General features: G+C 65.6%; 16 protein-coding genes and 1 pseudogene. 4 read left to right on the top strand and 13 right to left on the bottom strand.

Annotated elements, in window-relative coordinates:
- Nucleotides 1-78: 78 nt before the first annotated feature.
- The 11 genes and pseudogenes from thiL to ACVWY3_RS08900 form a co-directional block, all read right to left on the bottom strand.
- Nucleotides 79-1,077: a thiamine-phosphate kinase gene (thiL, locus tag ACVWY3_RS08950; protein WP_456838122.1), complete on the bottom strand. Its 999-nt coding sequence runs from the start codon at nt 1,075-1,077 to the stop codon at nt 79-81.
- Nucleotides 1,078-1,252: 175 nt separating this feature from the next.
- Complete coding sequence (nusB, locus tag ACVWY3_RS08945) at nt 1,253-1,750, bottom strand: transcription antitermination factor NusB (RefSeq protein ID WP_456838121.1); 498 nt, start codon at nt 1,748-1,750, stop codon at nt 1,253-1,255.
- A gap of 3 nt (nt 1,751-1,753) precedes the next feature.
- Nucleotides 1,754-2,245: a 6,7-dimethyl-8-ribityllumazine synthase gene (gene ribH, locus ACVWY3_RS08940; RefSeq protein ID WP_456838120.1), complete on the bottom strand. Its 492-nt coding sequence runs from the start codon at nt 2,243-2,245 to the stop codon at nt 1,754-1,756.
- Nucleotides 2,246-2,400: 155 nt separating this feature from the next.
- The gene (locus ACVWY3_RS08935; protein ID WP_456838119.1) at nt 2,401-3,012 is read right to left on the bottom strand and encodes a riboflavin synthase; all 612 of its coding nucleotides are present in this window, start codon (nt 3,010-3,012) and stop codon (nt 2,401-2,403) included.
- A 1-nt stretch (nt 3,013) separates the two neighbouring features.
- Entirely contained in the window at nt 3,014-4,162 is a 1,149-nt protein-coding gene (ribD, locus tag ACVWY3_RS08930; RefSeq protein WP_456838118.1) for a bifunctional diaminohydroxyphosphoribosylaminopyrimidine deaminase/5-amino-6-(5-phosphoribosylamino)uracil reductase RibD, read from the bottom strand.
- On the bottom strand, nt 4,159-4,641 hold the full coding sequence (gene nrdR, locus ACVWY3_RS08925) for a transcriptional regulator NrdR (protein WP_011087793.1): 483 nt from the start codon (nt 4,639-4,641) through the stop codon (nt 4,159-4,161). The genes ribD and nrdR overlap by 4 nt, the downstream gene beginning before the upstream one ends.
- Nucleotides 4,642-4,656: 15 nt before the next feature.
- Nucleotides 4,657-5,956: pseudogene (gene glyA / locus ACVWY3_RS08920) on the bottom strand (serine hydroxymethyltransferase).
- 273 nt (nt 5,957-6,229) lie between these two features.
- Nucleotides 6,230-6,451, bottom strand: a complete 222-nt coding sequence (locus ACVWY3_RS08915) for a hypothetical protein (protein ID WP_027559576.1) — start codon at nt 6,449-6,451, stop codon at nt 6,230-6,232.
- 37 nt (nt 6,452-6,488) lie between these two features.
- Entirely contained in the window at nt 6,489-6,719 is a 231-nt protein-coding gene (locus ACVWY3_RS08910) for a hypothetical protein (protein WP_456838117.1), read from the bottom strand.
- A gap of 203 nt (nt 6,720-6,922) precedes the next feature.
- Nucleotides 6,923-7,441, bottom strand: coding sequence for a transcriptional regulator LdtR (gene ldtR, locus ACVWY3_RS08905; protein ID WP_018320040.1), 519 nt, complete (start codon nt 7,439-7,441; stop codon nt 6,923-6,925).
- 515 nt (nt 7,442-7,956) lie between these two features.
- Entirely contained in the window at nt 7,957-8,448 is a 492-nt protein-coding gene (locus ACVWY3_RS08900; protein ID WP_456838116.1) for a DUF6163 family protein, read from the bottom strand.
- 122 nt (nt 8,449-8,570) lie between these two features.
- On the opposite strand from ACVWY3_RS08900, the gene hemB reads away from it, so the two are divergent.
- Nucleotides 8,571-9,632, top strand: a complete 1,062-nt coding sequence (hemB, locus tag ACVWY3_RS08895; RefSeq protein WP_456838115.1) for a porphobilinogen synthase — start codon at nt 8,571-8,573, stop codon at nt 9,630-9,632.
- Nucleotides 9,633-9,934: 302 nt separating this feature from the next.
- Here hemB and ACVWY3_RS08890 read toward each other — a convergent pair whose 3' ends face one another.
- Complete coding sequence (locus tag ACVWY3_RS08890) at nt 9,935-10,570, bottom strand: DUF6151 family protein (RefSeq protein WP_456838114.1); 636 nt, start codon at nt 10,568-10,570, stop codon at nt 9,935-9,937.
- A gap of 180 nt (nt 10,571-10,750) precedes the next feature.
- Here ACVWY3_RS08890 and ACVWY3_RS08885 point away from each other — a divergent pair, with 180 nt between their 5' ends.
- On the top strand, nt 10,751-11,302 hold the full coding sequence (locus ACVWY3_RS08885) for an RDD family protein (RefSeq protein WP_456838113.1): 552 nt from the start codon (nt 10,751-10,753) through the stop codon (nt 11,300-11,302).
- Nucleotides 11,303-11,440: 138 nt separating this feature from the next.
- The gene (locus ACVWY3_RS08880; RefSeq protein ID WP_456838112.1) at nt 11,441-12,217 is read left to right on the top strand and encodes an arginyltransferase; all 777 of its coding nucleotides are present in this window, start codon (nt 11,441-11,443) and stop codon (nt 12,215-12,217) included.
- A 131-nt stretch (nt 12,218-12,348) separates the two neighbouring features.
- Here the strand turns inward: ACVWY3_RS08880 and ACVWY3_RS08875 are convergent, their stop codons facing one another.
- Nucleotides 12,349-13,701 (bottom strand): Nramp family divalent metal transporter, encoded by a 1,353-nt coding sequence (locus ACVWY3_RS08875; protein WP_456838111.1) that lies wholly within the window; start codon nt 13,699-13,701, stop codon nt 12,349-12,351.
- 167 nt (nt 13,702-13,868) lie between these two features.
- On the opposite strand from ACVWY3_RS08875, the gene ACVWY3_RS08870 reads away from it, so the two are divergent.
- Nucleotides 13,869-15,113 carry an MFS transporter gene (locus tag ACVWY3_RS08870; protein ID WP_456838110.1) on the top strand — a complete coding sequence of 415 codons (1,245 nt, stop codon included), beginning with the start codon at nt 13,869-13,871 and terminating at the stop codon, nt 15,111-15,113.
- The last annotated feature ends 8 nt before the right edge of the window (nt 15,114-15,121 follow it).

The following is a 15,121-nucleotide window of genomic DNA, read 5'->3' as shown; positions in this document are numbered from 1 at the left end:
CGGATCAGGCCTAAGAAGCCGATCTCGGCAAGTATTTAGGCCTGCTTCCGAGAGCCTGGCCGCCGTTTCGAGCAATTCCTAGAAGTGGCTATAGGACAGCCGTCGCAAGGTCAGTTCCGTGCCCTGCTCGTTCAGGAAGCGCGGCCGCTCATGGCCGGCGACGATCGTGCCGATCGCAGTAACCGCTACCCCGGCGGCCCGTCCCGCGGCAATCAGCACATCGCTGTGGGCAGGCGGCGCGGTGCACAGCACCTCGTAGTCGTCGCCCCCTGCAAGCAGCGTCTCAACACAAACGGCATTGCGCGTGACCAGGTCTGCCGCCGCCGCCGACAGCGGCACGCTCATGACGTCGATCCTGGCCGAAACGCCGGACGCCGCACAGAGCTTTGTCAGATCGCCGGCGAGCCCGTCGGAGACATCCATGGCCGCCGACGCGTGGTCACGCATGCTCTCCGCCAGAATATTGCGCGGCTGCGGCACGCGATAACGAGAGATCAGAGTTTCCCTTGCCACGGGATCGGACGCGAGCGCGCCGGCCGCAGCCCCACCCGTAAGCACGTCGAGGCCGAGCGCGGCATCTCCGATCGTCCCCGTCACCAGGATGCGGTCGCCCGGCTTCGCGCTGGTGCGGCCGACCATCCGGCCCTTCGGCACGCGCCCGAACGCCGTGATCGAGATCATCTGCGGCCCCGGCGTCGACACGGTGTCGCCGCCGAGCAGCGGGCATGCGAAGGTTCTTGCATCCTCGCCGAGCGCATCCGCGAATGGCCGGAGCCATGCATCCTCCTGGCTGCGCAGCGCCAGCGTCAGTACGAAGCCGGCGGGCACAGCCCCTTTGGCGGCGAGGTCCGACAGGTTCACCCGCAGCGCTTTTCGCGCGATCGTGTCGGGCGGGTCGGTGGCAAGATAGTGCACGCCTTCAACGACGGCGTCGGTGGTGACGACGATGTCGTCGCCGGATGAGGACAGGACCGCGGCATCATCGATCAGCCCGAACGCACCGGGATCGGTCGCCAGCGGCTTGAAATAGCGTGCGATGAGGGAGTCTTCGGCGGAGGGATTGTGCTGGTTTGCCACTTGCCCTAACCCCACTCTCCGCTGTCATCGCCCGGCTTGAGCGGACGATCCGGTATTCCAGAGACAGTCGTGTGACATCGATAGGCCGCGGCGTACTTCATCACCCGCCTTCGCGGATGACGACAGCGGAGTATGGGGCAGCCGTCTCGCATCAATTCACCGCCCTTGCGGGAAATTACCCCCGCCCGAACTCGTCACCGCGAAACTGGCGGCCTATCTGATCGAGCACGGCATTGACCATACCGGTCTCCTCACGATCGACGAAGGCGTTGGCGACGTCGACATATTCCGACACCACGACGCGGCCCGGCACGTCCTTGCGATGCTCCAATTCGTACGCCCCTGCCCGCAGCACCGCGCGCAGGATCGCCTCGATCCGCTTCAGCGGCCAGCCCTTGGACAGCGCGTCGTCGATCAAGGGATCGAGCCTCTTCTGGTCGCGCACCACGCCGGAAACGACATCGCGGAAGAACGCGGCTTCCGCCGGCAGGTAGGTGTCGCCCTCGACCTCGTTGCCGAGCCAGTGGCTCTCGAACTCGGCGAAGATGTCGTTGATGCCGGCACCGGCGATATCCATCTGGTACAGCGCCTGCACCGCGGCAAGCCGCGCAGCACCACGCCGGTTTGCTTTCTTCTCGGTGGCAGAAGCCGGCTTTTTGGTGTTGTCAGCCATTGCTCAGGCCCGCGCCAGACGGCGTTTGATGCGCAGCATCGCAAGCGCGGCGCGCGCGGCGTCGCCGCCCTTGTTCAGCTCGCTGGCGCGCGCCCGCGCCCAGGCCTGATCCTCATTGTTGACGGTGAGGATGCCGTTGCCGAGCGGCAGCTTGCGCGCCACCGCGAGGTCCATCAGCGCGCGCGAGGATTCCTGCGAGACGATCTCGAAATGGATGGTGTCGCCGCGGATCACGCAGCCGAGCGCGATCACCGCGTCATAGGGATTGCCGTTCGCCGCCGCCGCATCGACCGCGATCGCCACCGCCGCCGGGATCTCCAGCGCGCCAGGAACCGTGATGACGTCATGGGTCAGGCCGGCCGCCTTCAACTCGGCGACCGCGCCGTCCAGCAGCGCGTCCTGGAGATCGTCATAGAACCGCGCCTCGACAATCAGCGCGCGCGCGCCGGAGATGTCGGTCTGGTCCTTCAGGGGTGCGCGCCGCGCATCTGCCATTGGTCAATCCGTCCTATTCTGGGGTTGGCGCTATGTAGTCGCCGCAGGCCTATAAGCCAAGTTTTAAAGCGCTGTCATTCCGGGGCGGCTCAAAGAGCCGAACCCGGAATCTCGAGATTCCGGGTCTGGTCCTGCGGACCATCCCGGAATGACGGCTACGCCGTCATTTCCGTCAGCCGCGCCGCGTAGCGGGCCATCAGATCGACCTCGATATTGACCTCGTCGCCCGCCTTCCAGCCGCCGATGGTCGTGACATCAAGCGTGTGCGGGATGATCAGCACCGAAAAGGTCACGTCCTTCACGGTATTGACCGTCAGAGAGACGCCGTCGAGGGTGACCGAGCCCTTGCTGGCGATGAACCGCGCCAGCTCCCGCGTGGTCGAGAGCTCGAACCGCGCCATGTCAGGCAAGTCCTCACGGCTGACGAGGGTTGCAATGCCGTCGGCATGGCCCGCGACGATATGGCCACCGAGCTCATCGCCAATCTTCAGCGCACGCTCGAGGTTCAGCCGCGTGCCCACCTTCCAGTGCTTGGCCGTCGTCAGCGCCAAGGTCTCGGCGGCGGCATCGACGTCGAACCAGGTTTTGCCGCCTGCGCCGCCGGAAGCGACCACGGTCAGGCAGACGCCGTTGCAGGCGATCGAGGCGCCGTCGGCGATGGTGGTCTGATCATAGCTGCAGGCGATGCGCAGCCGGTGCAGCTGGCCCTGCGCCGTCGGCGTGAAGCCGACGATCTCGCCGATATCGGTGACAATGCCGGTGAACATGTTAGGCGCGCTCGTAGATGGTGAGAGTATCCTTGTCGAAGGTCTCGCTAGCACGAACCTTGTAGGCCTGCGACTGCGTGATTTTCGACAGGGGCATTGCATCGAGCGCATCCACGCCGTCGGCACCGACCGCTTCCGCCCCGCGGAACAGCCAGATCTCGTCGACGAGGTCGGCCGCCACAAGAGACGCCGCGACGCGGCTGCCGCCCTCGACCATCAGCCGCGAGATGCCCTTCTCGGCCAGCGCATGCAGCACGGGGGGAAGATCGAGCCCGGACGCGCTGCCCGCGGCGACGCGAATGATCTGCGCGCCGGCTGCGCCAAGCCGCGTCGCGGCCGCCGCCTCGGCAAGCTCCGAGCCCACCACCCAAAGCGGCGTCTCGCGCGCCGAGCGCACGAGCTGGCTCGATGCGGGAATCCGCAGGCTCTGGTCCAGCACCACGCGCACCGGCGAGCGCGCCGCCATGCCCGGGAGGCGGCAGTTGAGCTGCGGATCGTCCGCCAGCACCGTGCCGATGCCAACCAGGATGGCGTCGCTCTGCGCGCGCAAGAGATGCACGCGGTCGCGCACGGCATCGCCGGTGATCGCGACCGGCTTGCCGCCGGCTGCGCCGATCTTGCCGTCGGGCGAGACCGCGAGCTTCAGGATCACATGCGGACGGTGATCGCGGATACGGCGGAAATGACCGGCGTGATCGAACGCGGCCTCCGCCGCACACAGGCCGACATCCACCTTGATACCGGCGGCGCGCAGCCGCGCATGGCCTTGGCCTGCGACTTCCGGATTGGGGTCCTCGATCGCCGCCACCACCCGTTTGATGCCGGCCGCGATCACTGCGTCCGCACACGGCGGCGACTTGCCGAAATGCGAGCACGGCTCCAGCGTGACGTAGAGTGTGGCGCCGCGCGCCGCCTCGCCGGCGCGCCGCAGCGCTTCAGGCTCGCCATGCGGCCGTCCGCCGGGCTGGGTCCAGCCGCGGCCGACGATCACGCCATCCTTGACGATGACGGCGCCCACGGCCGGGTTCGGCCAGGTGCGCCCCAGCCCGCGCCGGCCGAGCGAGAGCGCCAGCTCCATGAAGCGTCGATCGGCGTCTTTGGCCTCGCGGGCCTTCTGCGCGAACTGATCTTCCAGGATGCGGAAGATCATTTGCGGATCGCGGCGAGCCGCGCTTCCTCCTCACCGGAGAGCTCGCCGAGCACGTCGGCGAAATCCTTGGCCTCGCGGAAATTGCGGTAGACGGAAGCGAAGCGCACATAGGCGACGTCGTCGAGCGTGCGCAGATGCTCCATCACGGTCTCGCCGATCACCTCGGACGAGATCTCGGCCTCACCCCCGGTCTCGAGTTCGCGCACGATGGTGGAGACCATCTTCTCCACCCGCTCCGGCTCGACCTGCCGCTTGCGCAGCGAAATCTGCACCGAGCGCATCAGCTTGTCGCGGTCGAACGGCACGCGGCGGCCGTTGCGCTTGATCACCGTGAGCTCGCGCAGCTGCACGCGCTCGAAGGTGGTGAAGCGGAAATTGCAGGCGACGCACACGCGCCGCCTGCGGATGACGGAAGAATCCTCGGTCGGACGCGAGTCCTTTACCTGCGTATCGAGACTGTTGCAGTTCGGGCAGCGCATCCGTTTGCCTTGACCTTACTGGTAGATCGGGAACCGGTCGGTGAGCGCCTTGACCCGTTCCTTGATCGCTGCCTCGACCAGCGGCGCCTTGCCGTCGTCGGACTGTGCGATCGCGTTGAGGACCTCGGCGATCATTCCTGCGACCTGCTGGAATTCAGCGACACCGAAGCCACGGGTCGTCGCCGCAGGCGTGCCGAGACGCAGGCCCGAGGTGACGAAGGGCTTTTCGGGGTCGAACGGAATGCCGTTCTTGTTGCAGGTGATGGCGGCGCGAACCAGCGCCTTCTCCGAGACATTGCCCTTCAGGCCCTTCGGCCGCAGGTCGACCAGCATCAGATGGTTATCGGTGCCGCCCGAGACAATGTCGAAGCCGTGGCTCTTTCATCGCCTCGGCCAGCGCCTTGGCGTTCTCGACGACGTTCTTCGCATAGACCTTGAAGTCCGGACGCAGCGCCTCGCCGAAGGCGACCGCCTTCGCCGCGATCACATGCATCAGCGGGCCGCCCTGCAGACCCGGGAAGATCGCCGAGTTGAGCTTCTTGGCGAGCACCTCGTCGTTGGTGAGGATCAGGCCGCCGCGCGGACCGCGCAGCGACTTGTGCGTCGTCGTCGTCGTGACGTGGGCATGGGGCACTGGCGAAGCATGCACGCCGCCGGCGACGAGGCCCGCGAAGTGGGCCATGTCGACCAGGAGGTATGCGCCGACGCTGTCCGCGATCTCGCGGAAGCGCTTGAAGTCCCAGGCGCGCGAATAGGCCGAGCCGCCGGCGACGATCAGCTTCGGCTTGACCTCTTCAGCCTGCTTCTGGACCGCGTCCATGTCGATGATCTGGTCCTCGCGGCGCACGGTGTAGTGCGCGGCCTTGAACCACTTGCCGCTCATGTTGACGGGCGAGCCATGGGTGAGATGGCCGCCGGCGGCAAGATCGAGACCCATGAAGGTGTCGCCCGGCTGCAGCAGCGCCAGGAACACCGCCTGGTTCATCTGGCTGCCGGAGTTCGGCTGCACGTTGGCGAAGTTGGCGCCAAACAACTTCTTGGCGCGATCGATCGCGAGGTTCTCGGCGACGTCGACCCACTCACAACCGCCATAATACCTCGCGCCCGGATAACCCTCTGCATACTTGTTGGTCATCACCGAACCCTGCGCTTCCAGCACGGCCCGGCTGACGATGTTCTCGGAGGCGATCAGCTCGACCTCGTGGCGCTGCCGGCCGAGCTCGCCCTTGATGGCGGCGGCGATTTCCGGATCGGCCTGCTCGAGCGAGGCGGTGAAAAACGAATCGGGCGCAGAGGCGGTTTTGGCGAGGGTCATCTTGCGAATATCTCCACCGCCGCAGCCTTTTGGCAGGCTACGGGCGGGTCTGGTGTGACGATCGGAAGCACGCGCGATCTACCACATCGCCCGCAATAGGCCAAGCTTTTGCGGGTCGGGCTCGATATTTATGCAAGATATGGTGGGGATTGAAGGTTTTCCGCCCCAAGGCGACTTCTATGAAACCGCTCCCTTGCCGATCTGTCCGAAGAGGCCGCTTTGGACCTTGAATCCACCATGCCGGTCCAAACCGATGAGGGCCAGATCGCCCCCTTAAAGTCCGGTATATCCCGCCTTCACCGGGTCCACGCTGCCGTCGAGCTGGCGCAGATAGGTCAGGCCGCATACCGTCAACCTGTGGGTGTCCTTCTCGCCGGCTTCCACCAGAATATTGAGGTAGTTCGTCACCTTCATGCGCGCCTCCTCGCTGGCCGCAGCGGTGCGGTTGGCGAGCAGGTCATAGGTCTGCATGATGCGATCGATGGCAGCTTCCATGGCACCCTCTGGTTCTTCCAATTTCGGGGAGGTTTGATCAGGCAACCGCGCGCGCCTCGGCCTCGAACCGGACGATGGCCTTGTTGGCGAGCCTGATCTTGTTGAATTCGCCGTGCTGGAGCAGCTTGACGATGATCCCGAGCAGGCGCTCGTCGGTAACGAGGGAGTCGGGGATCGCGCCGGAACGGCGCAGGTAATTCGCGGCAATGGCGTAGGCCTCGCTCACGAGTTCCACGTTCATCGCCTGAAGCCCGCGCTCGACCAGCATCGACATTTCTCCGATCTGAAGGAGATAAGCGCTGAGCCTGACCGTGGTTCCGCCGCGCCGGCCGATTTTTTTCGCAAGCGCACAAAAGCAAAACGCACCGGTCCGGCGGGAAGCCGGGCCGGCGCGCTTGGGGAAGTTGAGGCACGTTCGGGAGGCTTGCCGGTCTTGTTGCGGGCCGGCTTGGCCTTGATCCCTCGGAAAACTCAGAGCCGGTACAGGATCTGGTCGGTCCAGAACCGCTCGAGACGGTGCAGCGACTTGTTGAGCGTGGAGAACTCCTCGCCCGAGATGCCGCCGACCTGCTCGACCGTCTTGACGTGCTTCTGATAGAGCGCGTCGACGATGCGGCGGACTTCCTGGCCCTGCGGGGTCAGGCGGATGCGCACCGAGCGGCGATCAACGCGGGAGCGCTGATGATCGAGGAAGCCGAGCTCGACGAGCTTCTTCAGATTGTAGGAGACGTTGGAGCCGAGATAGTAGCCGCGCGTGCGCAGCTCGCCAGCGGTCAGCTCCTTGTCGCCGATGTTGTAGAGCAACAGCGCCTGCACCGAATTGATGTCCGCGCGGCCGCGGCGATCGAACTCGTCCTTGATGACGTCGAGGAGACGGCGATGCAGCCGCTCCACCAGAGTCAAAGCTTCCAGATAGAGCGACTGCACCGAACCTTGCTGGCCGGAGACGCGCTCTGCCGTATCTGCCGCAGTTGCGACGGCTTTCATCATGACACTTCCCCTGTTGTCGTTTTTATCGACACTTATTCGACGAAACTTGTGTCCCGCCTGATAGGGGCAACTTAAGGGGGGCGTTTGAAGATCGGCTTAAATAAGAGAATAAAGAGATCATGAATTTAAGACAGTGAATTGCGGATTAAGCCTGTGCCACAAGGACTTTTCGCAACCCTCTGTTGACCTTCGCAAGGTCCTGTTCACCCTCCGTCCGCCACATCTGTCGCATTCCAGAACAGCCCCGCCCCGTTTCGAAACGGCTGCGTAACAGCTGTGGCGGAACAGACTGGTCAATGAAAACTTACCGCGAATTTTAGGCATCCAGCGTCAACCAATCGCGCGTGAAAGCTCTCGTGTCCCGGACAAGCGAAGCGCAGAGCCGGGACCCAGCAAGCCACAAACGAGATCGAGGAGACATGGGCCCCGGCTCTGCAATGCACCACGCCGCAAACGCGGCGTGCTGCATTGCGTCCGGGGCACGACAGTATTTCGATATCGGCGACGACGTCCCGCTACGGCGGCCGCTCGCGTGCGGCCATCCAGGCGAGCGCGAGATAGGCGGCGAGCATGAACGCCTCGGCCCCGACGACGATCAGGCTGCCTCCGTAGATGCCGGGGAACATCAGCTCGATCACCGCCATCGACACCACGGTGGTGAGCCACACCACCGCGCCCCACGGCGTTGCCAGCCACAGACCGACCGCAGCGACGAGCTCGATCACGGCGAAGTAGACGGTCGCGGCCTGCCAGGCCATCGCCTGATTCTCGAACGCTTCGTCCTCGCCACCGACGAAGCCGGTCACCTGCGCCCAGTGATAGAGGCCTTTCAGGATCGAGAGCAGCGCCATCACCCGCAGGAACAGCACGAGCCGGCGCGTCCAGACATTGTCGTCGGACTCGGATCGGTCCGACGAGATCGCCGCGACGGAGATCGCATGGTCGCGGGCAGCGTCCCTGGCAAGGGCGCTGTCGCGGGCCGCTTCACGGGTGGAGATCTCGGACATGCCCCCTTCTGGCTGCTTTGCCCCGCAAAATCAATCGGCTGCCATCCATTGCGGCAGGTCAAGCCGCGGTGGCAGGAACCATGCGAGCTGGTATAAGAATAATTCCAGCCGGAGGAAGAGTGATGGCGATCAAATACGGACGTCCGATCGAATTGCGCGAGGTGTCGCGCGGGACCGGTACCTCGTCGCCCCATGCCCTCGATCTGACCGTCCGCCCGCGCCGCAACCGCAAGGCCGAATGGGCCCGGCGTATGGTGCGCGAGAATGTGCTCACCACAGACGACCTGATCTGGCCGCTGTTCCTGATCGACGGCAACAACAAGCGCGAGCCGGTCGCCTCAATGCCGGGTGTCGACCGCCTCAGCGTCGACCAGGCCCTGCGCGAGGCCGAGCGCGCGATGAAGCTGACAATCCCCTGCATCGCGCTGTTTCCCTACACCGATCCGTCCTTGCGCGACGAGGAAGGCTCTGAAGCGACCAATCCGGATAATCTGGTCTGCAAGGCGGTGCGCGCGATCAAGAAGGAATTCCCTGACCTCGGCATCCTCTGCGACGTCGCCCTCGATCCGTTCACCAGCCATGGCCATGACGGCCTGATCTCCGACGGCAAGATCTTGAACGACGAGACGGTCGCCGTGCTGGTGCGCCAGGCGCTGGTGCAGGCCGAGGCCGGCTGCGACATCATCGCGCCCTCGGACATGATGGACGGCCGCGTCGCCGCCATCCGCGAGGGGCTCGATCGCGCCGGGCTGCTCGACGTGCAGATCATGGCCTATGCGGCAAAATACGCCTCCGCCTTCTATGGCCCGTTCCGCGACGCCATCGGCTCCGCCAAGACACTTACCGGCGACAAGCGCACCTATCAGATGGACAGCGCCAACACCGACGAGGCGCTACGCGAGATCGAGCTCGATATCGCCGAGGGCGCCGACATGGTGATGGTGAAGCCCGGCATGCCCTATCTCGACGTCGTCCGCCGCGTGAAGGACACGTTTGCGATGCCGACCTTCGCCTACCAGGTCTCCGGCGAATACGCGATGATCGCGGCGGCAAGCGGCAACGGCTGGCTCGACGGCGAGCGCGCGATGATGGAGAGCCTCCTCGCCTTCAAGCGCGCCGGCGCCGACGGCGTCCTCAGTTATTTCGCGCCGAAGGCGGCCGAGAAGCTGCGCACGCAAACGTAGGTCTCGTGGGCTGGGCAAAGCGACTTGTCCGCCGTAGCTGGAAGAGCGAAGGCGGAGGCGTGACCACCAACATCGCGCGAGGCCGAGCAATCGTGGGCACGGCGCTAGGCGCCTTTGCCCACGCAACGGTTCCTTCGTGCCCCGGACGCAATGCAGCCCGGCGCTCTTGCGACGTGATGCGTTGCAGAGCCGGGGCCCATCTCACCGCGATCTCGCTTCTGGCCTTCTGGGTCGCGGCTCTGCGCGCCGCTTTGCGGCGCTTGTCCGGGACACGAGCGCGGAGTTGCGCAACGCTGCAACACTCACCCCGCCGCTTGCGGCGCCGGCTGAGGCCCACATAAGGGACGCAGCGCCTCGCGTTGCTCGCGCGACAGCACGGTGATCGGATAGATCGGCTCGCGTGCCTCGCGCTTGAAGAACGGGTGCGGCCATGTCTTTCCCCGCAGCTTCCAGCCAAGCACCTTGCCGATGGCGCGCAGGATGATGGAGACGTTAAGTCCCGTTGAGCCCGCGGGCGGCCCGCCGACCGCGTACTTGCCGAGAATGGCGCCGATCGGCGCTCCCGCGACATCGTCCACTGCCGGCGTGCCGCCCGCGAACGCCTCGGCGATGATGCCGACAAAGGGAACGCTCGGCGAGAGCGTGTTGCCAACGGGTGTGTTGCAGCAGCTTGCATACCAGCGATAGAGGCCCTTCGGGCTCAGTCGCAGCCCTGCGATCCGATCCTGTCCCTGCACAAACGTAAGCGTCGACGGCGCGATCTGGACAATGTCGCTGCCGCCTTTCGCATTCAACAGATCGGCGCGGCCGAGCTGGTGGGCAAAGGCCTGGCAGTCGTCGCAGTAGCAGACCACACGATTGACGGTCCGCGGCGACACGCGCGTGACCACGGCACGGACTCCGCCGCAGCGGCAACGTAGTTCGAGCTGACGGTCCATCGAAAGTGTCTCTGTGCGGGTCCTGCCGCCCAGCATGGTGCAAATCGCGGAGCGCGCAAGCGCCCTCGGCCGCCGAATCGCCGGAATATTTTGCGCTCATGAGGAGCCAACAGCCTTGGCGTGTGGCCGGACTGTTCCCATGTGCTGCGGGTGAGAGAGCCGAAAGCGGAAGGGAAGCTCATGTCTTATTCTTCGGGTTCGCCAAATGACGGCGGCGCCTGGCGCAATGACGGCGCGGTCCAGCCGCACGCCTATGATCCCTATCTGCATCCGGAACTGTTCCGCGGCGTCGCGACGCGGCGGGTGTTTGCCTTCCTGATCGACATGATCGTGATCGCGGTGCCTGTCATCCTCGGCTACCTCTTCATCGCGCTGTTCGGCCTGGTGACGCTCGGCCTGGGTTGGGCGCTGTTCTGGTTGGCCTGGCCCGCCTCGGTGATCTGGGCCATCGTCTATTATGGCGCCTGCATCGGCGGTCCGTCCTCGGCGACGATCGGCATGCGCGTGATGGATCTGGAACTGCGCACCTGGTACGGCGCGCCGGGTTATTTCGTGCTCGGCGCCACCCACGCCGTGCTGTTCTGGGTCACCGTCTCGTTCCTGTCGCCCTTCGTGGTGCTGGTCGGCCTGTTCAACGGCCGCCGGCGTCTGTTGCACGATTTCGTCTTGGGAACGGTCGTCATCAACAATTCCGTCCGCGCGCCGGTGTCGCAGGCGGCCAGGACTTGGTGAGTACCTTGTGAGCCATATGGTGAGGAGCTGGCAATATGTGCCTGCTAGTCTGGCGAACCTGTCCTGCCGCGCAGGCCGATTGACCGGAAGCCTTGGTAGCGCGATGCTGAGATCCAGTTCGGAGGCCCACGACGTCCCTTGACCCAGCACTCGCGCGATACCCCGCAATTTTACCTCACGGCGCCCTCGCCCTGCCCCTATCTGCCGGGCCGGCACGAGCGCAAGGTGTTTACGCACCTCGTGGGTGACCGCGCCGGCGACCTCAACGACCTTCTGACCCATGGCGGGTTCCGCCGCAGCCAATCGATCGCCTACCGCCCGGCTTGCGACCAGTGCCGCGCCTGCGTCTCGGTCCGGGTGATCGCCAACGAGTTCCGTCCCTCACGCAACTTCCGCAAGGTGCTCGCGCGCAACGCCGACATTATCGGCGAGCAGCGCAGTGCGGTGCCGACCTCTGAGCAATATTCGGTGTTCCGCGCCTATCTCGACGCCCGGCACCGCCATGGTGGCATGGCCGACATGACCGTGCTCGACTACGCCATGATGGTCGAGGACAGCCATGTCGAGACCCGCATCATCGAGTACCGCAAGCGCGGCCCCGACAGCGGCATCACCGGCCGCGGCGAGGAGCTGATTGCGGTCGCGCTCACCGACGTGCTCAGCGACGGCCTGTCGATGGTCTATTCGTTCTTCGACCCGAGCCAGGTCAGCCGCTCGATGGGCACCTTCATGATCCTCGACCACATCGCCCGCGCCCGCCGGCAAGGCCTGCCGTACGTTTATCTCGGCTACTGGATCGAGGGCTCCAAGAAGATGGACTACAAGGCCCGCTTCCTGCCGCAGCAGCGCCTCGCTCCCTCAGGCTGGCTGCGCATCGACGCACAAGGCGATACGGCGACCGAGCCGCAGGACTGATCTCGACACACTCGTCGTCATGACATCCAGTACGCCGGCTTCTCGAATCAACAACAACTGTCGCTGGAATACCGGATCGCCCGCCCCAGTGCACAAGCGCGCACAAGGCGGGCGATGACAGCGGTCCTGGATCAGCTAAACAGCGTATCCGCCAGCAGCTTCGCGTTCAAAACCACGATCACGCCTGCGACGATCCAGGCGACCGCGGCAACTGACATGGGTATCGCGAACTTGCCCATCTTGCGGCGGTCGGAGACGAAGCGGACCAGCGGGATGACGGCGAAGGGTAGCTGCATCGACAGCACGACCTGGCTGAACACGAGCAGATCGGCCGTGCCACGCTCGCCATAGATCGCGGTCACGATGATCACCGGGACGATGGCAATGCCGCGCGTGAGCAGGCGGCGCGCCCAGCTCGGCAGGCGCAGGTCGAGAAAGCCTTCCATGACGATCTGGCCGGCGAGCGTCGCGGTCACCGTCGAATTGAGGCCGGAGGCGAGCAGCGCCACCGCAAACAGCGTCGAGGCGATGCCGAGGCCGAGCAAGGGCGAGAGCAGCTCGAAGGCCCGGCCGATCTCGGCGACATCGGAATGGCCGCTTCTGTGGAAGGTCGCAGCAGCTACGACGAGGATCGCGGCGTTGATGAACAGCGCCAGCATCAGCGCGATCGTCGAATCCGTGGTCGCCCATTTGATCGCTTCGCGGCGGCCCGCGTCGTCGCGCTCATAGGCGCGCGTCTGCACGATCGAGGAGTGCAGATAGAGATTGTGCGGCATCACGGTCGCGCCGATGATGCCGATTGCGATGTAGAGCATCTCCGAATTGGTGAAGATCTCGGTCTTCGGCACGAAGCCGTGCAGCACTTCCGCGATCGGCGGGGCTGCGGCGACGATCTGGACCGCGAAGCAGACCGCGATCACCGCGAGCAGCGCCATGACGAAAGCTTCGAGGAAACGGAAGCCGCGGTTCATCAGGAGCAGCAGCAGGAAGGCATCGAGGGCGGCGAGCAGCGCACCGCCGATCAGGGGAATGCCGAACAGCAGTTTCAGCGCGATCGCAGTGCCGATGACCTCGGCGAGATCGCAGGCGATGATCGCGGCTTCGCAGGCGAGCCAGAGCAGGAAGTTCACGGCCGGCGAATAGGTCGCGCGGCAGGCCTGCGCGAGGTCGCGATCGGTGACGATGCCGAGCCGCGCCGCCAGCGACTGCAGCAGGATCGCCATCAAATTCGAGAGCAGGATGACGGAGAGCAGCGTGTAGCCGAATTTGGAGCCACCGGCGAGGTCGGTTGCCCAATTGCCGGGGTCCATGTAGCCGACCGAGACAAGATAGCCGGGCCCGACGAAGGCGAGCAGCCGCCGCCACCACACCGCCGCGGCGGGGATGGCAACCGTGCCATTCACCTCGGCGAGGCTCTTGGTGGTAGGCGCATCGGCGCGCCAGCCGGCGGCGTCGGAGGTCAGGTCGGGCGATCGGGCATCCATGCGGTGAGAATACCGAAGTCGAAGCTTATTGCAACTCATTTGCAACTGCATCTAGCCCGATCGGTTCCCGTAGGCCGTTTGCGCCCGGGGCTTGTCGGGAAGCGGGTGGGTTTGGCTGGCCGCGAGGGCCGATACTGGCGCCAATCCGACTTTGCAGGAAATGAGCCATGTCGAATCCGCCCCGCCTCCCCAACACCTTCAACCGCCTTGCCTGGTCCAATCTTGCGGCGCAGTCGGCCGAGCAGATCGCGCTGGCGGCGGCCCCCATTGTCGCGGTGCTGACGCTGGGCGTCGCCGAAGGCCAGACCGGCCTGCTCCAAACCGCCCTCACCCTGCCCTTCGTCCTGTTCGCCATTCCCGCCGGCCTGCTCGCCGACCGCATCTCCCGCCGCTCGCTGATGGCGGCCGCCGAGGCCCTGCGGGCCGCCGCGCTCGCCGCGATCGTGCTGCTGCTCGCGCTCGGCGCGCTCAATCTGCCGCTGCTGGCACTGCTCGGCTTTGCCGCCGTGTGCGGCACCGTGGTCTACAGCGTGGCCGCGCCGGCCCTGGTGCCCTCGCTGGTGAGCGCGGACCTCTTGCCGGCGGCCAATGCCCGGATCGAGCTCGCGCGCACCATCGCCTTTGCCAGCGGGCCTGCACTCGGCGGCGCGCTGGTGGGCTGGTGGGGCGCGAGCCTGGCCTTCGGCTTTGCCGCGGCGCTGTCGGCGATCGCGGTCGTGCTGCTCTCCGGCATTTGCGAACCTTCGCGCGCGTCCGTCCCGCGGCGGCATCCGTTCCAGGACATCCGCGAAGGCGCAGCCTTCGTGTTTCACCATCCGCTGCTGCGGCCGGTGTTCATCACCCAGTTCATCTTCAACACCGGCTGGTTCCTCCAGATCGCCGTGTTCGTGCCTTATGCCGTACGCCATCTCGGCCTGACTGCCGCCGGCGTCGGCACCGTGCTGACGATGTACGGCGTCGGCATGGTGATCGGCGCGCTGTTTGCCACGCGCGTGATGCAGCGCATCGCGTTCGGCACGGTGGTCGGCCTCGGCCCGGTCACCGGCTTCGTCGCCGCCGTGGTGATGGCGCTGACGGTGCTCGTCCCCTCGCCCTGGCTTGCGGGTCTCAGCTTCTTCCTGCTCGGCGTCGGTCCGATCCTGTGGGTGATCTCGACCACGACCTTGCGCCAGTCGGTGACGCCGCCGCGCCTCTTGGGGCGCGTCTCCGCCATCAACATTATGAGCTATGGCGCCCGCCCGCTGGGCTCAGCGCTGGGCGCGATCGTCGGCGGCCTCTGGAGCGCGGAAGCGTGCCTCTACCTCGCGGCGGCTGTGTTCGGCGCGCAGGCGCTGGTGATCCTGCTGTCACCGGCGGTGGCACTCGACCGGCAGCCGGCGATGGTGGGGGACGAAGCAGCAGCGCGCTGCTAGCTACAAAG

The sequence above is a fragment of the Bradyrhizobium sp. USDA 4486 genome (assembly GCF_054057995.1).
Note: the sequence above shows the minus strand (reverse complement) of the source record. Positions and strands in the feature narration are given on the sequence as shown.

What these genes read in the sequence shown, in the direction of transcription:
- ldtR (WP_018320040.1), bottom strand. Translation starts at nt 7,441, where the DNA reads ATGATGAAAGCCGTCGCAACTGCGGCAGATACGGCAGAGCGCGTCTCC.
- ribD (WP_456838118.1), bottom strand. Translation starts at nt 4,162, where the DNA reads ATGATCTTCCGCATCCTGGAAGATCAGTTCGCGCAGAAGGCCCGCGAG.
- ACVWY3_RS08910 (WP_456838117.1), bottom strand. Translation starts at nt 6,719, where the DNA reads ATGCTGGTCGAGCGCGGGCTTCAGGCGATGAACGTGGAACTCGTGAGC.
- ribH (WP_456838120.1), bottom strand. Translation starts at nt 2,245, where the DNA reads ATGGCAGATGCGCGGCGCGCACCCCTGAAGGACCAGACCGACATCTCC.
- ACVWY3_RS08885 (WP_456838113.1), top strand. Translation starts at nt 10,751, where the DNA reads ATGTCTTATTCTTCGGGTTCGCCAAATGACGGCGGCGCCTGGCGCAAT.
- ACVWY3_RS08870 (WP_456838110.1), top strand. Translation starts at nt 13,869, where the DNA reads ATGTCGAATCCGCCCCGCCTCCCCAACACCTTCAACCGCCTTGCCTGG.
- nusB (WP_456838121.1), bottom strand. Translation starts at nt 1,750, where the DNA reads ATGGCTGACAACACCAAAAAGCCGGCTTCTGCCACCGAGAAGAAAGCA.
- nrdR (WP_011087793.1), bottom strand. Translation starts at nt 4,641, where the DNA reads ATGCGCTGCCCGAACTGCAACAGTCTCGATACGCAGGTAAAGGACTCG.
- ACVWY3_RS08890 (WP_456838114.1), bottom strand. Translation starts at nt 10,570, where the DNA reads ATGGACCGTCAGCTCGAACTACGTTGCCGCTGCGGCGGAGTCCGTGCC.
- ACVWY3_RS08900 (WP_456838116.1), bottom strand. Translation starts at nt 8,448, where the DNA reads ATGTCCGAGATCTCCACCCGTGAAGCGGCCCGCGACAGCGCCCTTGCC.
- ACVWY3_RS08915 (WP_027559576.1), bottom strand. Translation starts at nt 6,451, where the DNA reads ATGGAAGCTGCCATCGATCGCATCATGCAGACCTATGACCTGCTCGCC.
- ACVWY3_RS08935 (WP_456838119.1), bottom strand. Translation starts at nt 3,012, where the DNA reads ATGTTCACCGGCATTGTCACCGATATCGGCGAGATCGTCGGCTTCACG.
- hemB (WP_456838115.1), top strand. Translation starts at nt 8,571, where the DNA reads ATGGCGATCAAATACGGACGTCCGATCGAATTGCGCGAGGTGTCGCGC.
- ACVWY3_RS08875 (WP_456838111.1), bottom strand. Translation starts at nt 13,701, where the DNA reads ATGGATGCCCGATCGCCCGACCTGACCTCCGACGCCGCCGGCTGGCGC.